At 61.0% G+C, this 4290-nt stretch carries 4 protein-coding genes; all 4 read right to left on the bottom strand.

Annotated elements, in window-relative coordinates; translation table 11 throughout:
• Positions 1–222 (bottom strand): cbb3-type cytochrome c oxidase subunit 3, encoded by a 222-nt coding sequence (locus tag SNL23_RS11935; protein WP_167664932.1) that lies wholly within the window; start codon positions 220–222, stop codon positions 1–3.
• A complete protein-coding gene (gene ccoN, locus SNL23_RS11930) occupies positions 222–1649 on the bottom strand; it encodes a cytochrome-c oxidase, cbb3-type subunit I (RefSeq protein WP_167664933.1) in 1428 nt (475 codons plus the stop codon). Before ccoN ends, SNL23_RS11935 begins: the two co-directional genes overlap by 1 nt.
• Positions 1650–1774: 125 nt before the next feature.
• Positions 1775–2692 (bottom strand): pyridoxal-phosphate dependent enzyme, encoded by a 918-nt coding sequence (locus tag SNL23_RS11925; protein ID WP_318302340.1) that lies wholly within the window; start codon positions 2690–2692, stop codon positions 1775–1777.
• 37 nt (positions 2693–2729) lie between these two features.
• Positions 2730–4133, bottom strand: coding sequence for a sodium:solute symporter family protein (locus SNL23_RS11920; RefSeq protein ID WP_318302339.1), 1404 nt, complete (start codon positions 4131–4133; stop codon positions 2730–2732).
• Positions 4134–4290 lie beyond the last annotated feature (157 nt).

Here is a 4290-nt window from a genome sequence, read left to right as displayed (position 1 = left end):
TCAGATATCTATATTGCCCCAGTCCTGCTTTGTTTCCTCAGGCGCCACCGCGTTGACCCGCTTGCCCGTGGCCAACTCAACCCGCCGCGCCACTTCCGGGTCATCGGCAAACGGCATCAGGCTGGCTTCATCCAGGCTCTCCTTCGATTGGCCCCGCAAGCAATACTCCACCGCGCCATACAGGCCGATCACCGCTGCCAGGTTCAGCGCTATCTCCCACATCAGGCGATCTGCGCGTCAAGCTGCGCCACCTTCAGGTCCGCCACGCGCACCGTGCGCCAAGTGTTGTACGCCATCAGCAACATGCCGCTGAGGAAGAACACCCCGCCGACAAAGCGCACCACAAACCCCGGATGGCTGGCCTGCAAGGCTTCCACAAAGGAGTAGGTGAGGGTGCCGTCATCGTTCACCGCCCGCCACATCAAGCCCTGCGTGATGCCGTTGACCCACATCGACGCGATGTACAGCACCGTGCCGATGGTCGCCAGCCAGAAGTGCATATTGATCAGCCCCACGCTGTGCATCTGCGCGCGCCCGAAGATTTTCGGGATCATGTGGTACAGCGAGCCAAACGTGATCATCGCCACCCAGCCCAGGGCGCCGGCGTGGACGTGGCCGATGGTCCAGTCGGTGTAGTGGGACAGGGCGTTGACGGTCTTGATCGCCATCATCGGCCCTTCAAACGTCGACATGCCGTAGAACGCCAGCGACAGCACCAGGAAGCGCAGGATCGGGTCGGTGCGCAATTTATGCCAGGCCCCGGAAAGCGTCATCATGCCGTTGATCATCCCGCCCCAGCTGGGCGCCAGCAGGATCAGCGACATCGCCATGCCCAGGGACTGCGCCCAGTCCGGCAGCGCGGTGTAGTGCAGGTGGTGCGGGCCGGCCCAGATGTACAGGGTGATCAGCGCCCAGAAGTGCACGATGGACAGGCGATAGGAATACACCGGCCGCCCGACTTGCTTGGGCACGAAGTAATACATCATCCCCAGAAAACCAGTAGTCAGGAAGAAGCCGACCGCGTTGTGCCCGTACCACCACTGCACCATGGCGTCGGTGGCGCCGGAATACACCGGGTAGGACTTGAACCAGTCCACCGGGATCGATAGGTGATTGACCACGTGCAGCATCGCGATCACCACGATGAACGCACCGAAAAACCAGTTGCCGACATAGATATGCTGGGTTTTGCGCTGTACTACGGTGGTGAAAAACACGATGGCATAGGCCACCCATACCACGGTCATCCACACCGCGCCGGTGAACTCGATTTCGGCGTATTCCTTGGTGGTGGTGTAGCCCAGCGGCAGGCTGACCAACATGATCACGATCACCGACTGCCAGCCCCAGAAGGTGAAGGCGGCAAGCTTGTCCGAGTACAGCCGTACCTGGCAGGTGCGCTGTACTGCGTAGTAGCTGGCGGCGAATTGCGCACTGCCGGCAAAGCCGAAAATCACCAGGCTGGTGTGCAGCGGGCGCAGGCGGCCGAAGGTGGTCCAGGGCAGGTCGAGGTTCATTTCCGGCCAGACCAGTTGCGAGGCGATCCACACGCCCATGGCCATGCCGACCACGCCCCAAACGATGGTTGCAATGACGAACTGACGCACGACCTTATAGTTGTAGGCCTGTGCGGTTGATGGTGGTTGCATGCTTAGTCCTCCCACGGTTCCAAGTGGGCGGCACTGTAGGAAGTATGGGCAGAACAATACAGACTCAGACCCGGGTCATTAATACGGATCAGCCACTCACCTGCGTTTTTCGCCGGTTACCCCCGTCAAGAAATCGTTTTCTGCCACTGCCCGACGGATTCCGCGCTGATACTTACCCCGCCACACACAATCACCACCACATCCTCAACCCCGGCAATCGCCCCATGCTCCAGATAAGCCACGGCCAACGAAACGCCGCACGCCGGTTCCACCAACTGCCTGAGATCATCGGCATACCGCGCCACGCCCATCATCGCGTCGGCATCGCTCAACACCACGCACTGATGGGCAAACCTGCCGATATGTTCAACCGGCCACGCCGCCACTTGGGTGGCGGCCAACGATTTGGCCACGGTATCGATCTTCGCCAGGCGCACCGGTTTTCCAGCTTCCACTGCGGCCGCAAACGAAGCCGCGCCCGCCGTTTCGCACGCAATCACTTTGCAGTCGAATCGCCCATGGCGCTCCAGACCCGTCAGCACACCCGCGAGTAATCCACCGCCACCCACCGACGTCACGATGGCGCCGACCTGAGGGCAGTCTTCGAGAATCTCGTCGATCATGCTGCTGTGACCTTCCCACAACAACGGGTGATCAAAGGCCGGCACATACAACGCGTCCGGTGCTTCGGCGAGTTGCAGGGCCAGTTCGTTGGATTGATCCCACAGATCACCGTGCACCACCACCTCGGCCCCGGCCTGGCGGATGCGCACGCGGGTGGCCTCAGGGGTGGTGGAGGGCACCACGATTCGCGCCTGTAATCCCAGGCCCCGCGCCGCAAAGGCCGTCGCCAACCCTGCATTGCCGCCGGAGGGGCACACCACGGTGGTTTTGCCCTGGCTGGCCGCGTAGGCACACAACGTGGTCATCCCGCGCAACTTGAACGAGCCGCAAGGTTGCAGGTTCTCTAGCTTCAGCCAGATGCGTCGGGTAGCGGTGGACAAGCCGGGGTGCAGGATCAACGGGGTGCGAATCGGCAGCATTTCACAACTTCCTTATTGGTTGGGCTGCCATCCTACCTCAGCGGGTGGCCGGCACCAGCGGTTCGGCCGGTGTCTTGCGGCGTGTCACATGGCTGATGCCCATGATGATCAGCGGCGTAAACAAGGCGATGTAAGCGTTGTCGATGCCCCACGGATTACCGGCGAGAAACCAGCCCACTGTCGCCAGCAACGAGGCAATGATGCTCAGGAACGCACCCGTCGCCGTGCCGAATTTCGGTGCGTAGAACACCATCAACACCAGCACCGCCAGGGACGCGCGCAATGCCTTGCCGAGGAAGGCGATCATCAGCACCTTGTCCGACGTCAGCGCCAGGGCAATCGGCAACAGGCCGACGGCGATGGTCGCCAGGCGCACGAAGCGCAGGGACTTGGCGTCGCTTTTTTCCGGGTTGAACCACGGCTCGTAGAAGTCCCGCAGCAACAACGTCGCCGAGCCCATGCTCACTGCCGAGATGGTGCCGAACAGCGAGCCGGCCAAGCCCGCGACTACCAGCCCGGCAGTCAGTTGGTCCATGCTGGCGATCAGGGTCGGGAAGGCTTGCAGCGAATCGACATTGGGGAACAGCACGGCGCTGCACATCCCGATCAATGCCGCGCCGATGCCGAACGGCACCATCAGCACCGCCACGTAGAAACACGCCCGCTGGGCCTTGCCCGCATGGCTGACGGTGTTTACCGCCTGGATCACGTATTGGGTAGAGAAGATCGAGCCGATACCGGCGATCATCCAGGCGATGATCTGGCCCCAGCCGACGGTGGTCCAGTCAAACATGCTGGCCGGCAATTGCGCCTGCAACTGGCCGATGCCGCCCACTTGCTTCAAGCCGAACCACAGGGCCAGGCCGACGCCGAGGTATTTCAAAGCGGCGTGGACGAAGTTGGTGTAGATCACCGAGCGCATGCCGCCGATGCTGACGTACGCCACCGAGACCACGCCGACGATCACGATCGCCAGGGTTCGGTCCACTTGCATTACGCTGGCTAATACGGCGCCGCCGCTGGCGTAGATCGAGACGGCGACGATTTCCAGGGCAAAGATGGTGATGATCGATGTGGCGAAGCGAGTGCGTTGGCCGTAGTTGCGCGCGAGTACGCCGGAGATGGTGTTGTCGCCCAGGTCCTTGTACTTGCGGGCCAGTAGCCAGGCGAAGAGTACGAAGCCGAGGGCCAGGGCGAACAGGTTCCAGGCGGCGGAGATGCCTACCTTGAAACCGGTTTGGGCGGTGCCGATGCTGACTGCGGTGCCGATAAATTCCGAGAGCATCAGGAAGCCGATCAGGAACGCCGGGAAGTGGCCACCGCCGGTGGTGTAGTTGTTGGCGCTGCGGGAATGACGGCGAACGCCGTAGCTGATCAGTGCCAGGCTCAGCATGTAAATGCCAGTGATGGACAGCACGATCCAGGAGGAGTGGGTGGGCATTTTTTTATACTCTTTAGGTATTTTTGTAATTGTGGGTAGTTTCCTCTGGCGTGTTTGCTTTCGTCTAATATCGGGTTGGTATGGTTTGATACTCTTTTGGTATGGGTGTATATCCGTTATTTAGGTAACGGCCACCTATGGTTTCGCTCTTACAGCG

Origin of the sequence: Pseudomonas sp. SED1 (assembly GCF_034044025.1) — a bacterium.
GTDB lineage: Bacteria > Pseudomonadota > Gammaproteobacteria > Pseudomonadales > Pseudomonadaceae > Aquipseudomonas.
Note: the sequence above shows the minus strand (reverse complement) of the source record. Positions and strands in the feature narration are given on the sequence as shown.

Excerpts from the sequence above, each read along its gene's own strand:
- SNL23_RS11935 (WP_167664932.1), bottom strand. The coding sequence starts at position 222 with ATGTGGGAGATAGCGCTGAACCTGGCAGCGGTGATCGGCCTGTATGGC.
- ccoN (WP_167664933.1), bottom strand. The coding sequence starts at position 1,649 with ATGCAACCACCATCAACCGCACAGGCCTACAACTATAAGGTCGTGCGT.
- SNL23_RS11925 (WP_318302340.1), bottom strand. The coding sequence starts at position 2,692 with ATGCTGCCGATTCGCACCCCGTTGATCCTGCACCCCGGCTTGTCCACC.
- SNL23_RS11920 (WP_318302339.1), bottom strand. The coding sequence starts at position 4,133 with ATGCCCACCCACTCCTCCTGGATCGTGCTGTCCATCACTGGCATTTAC.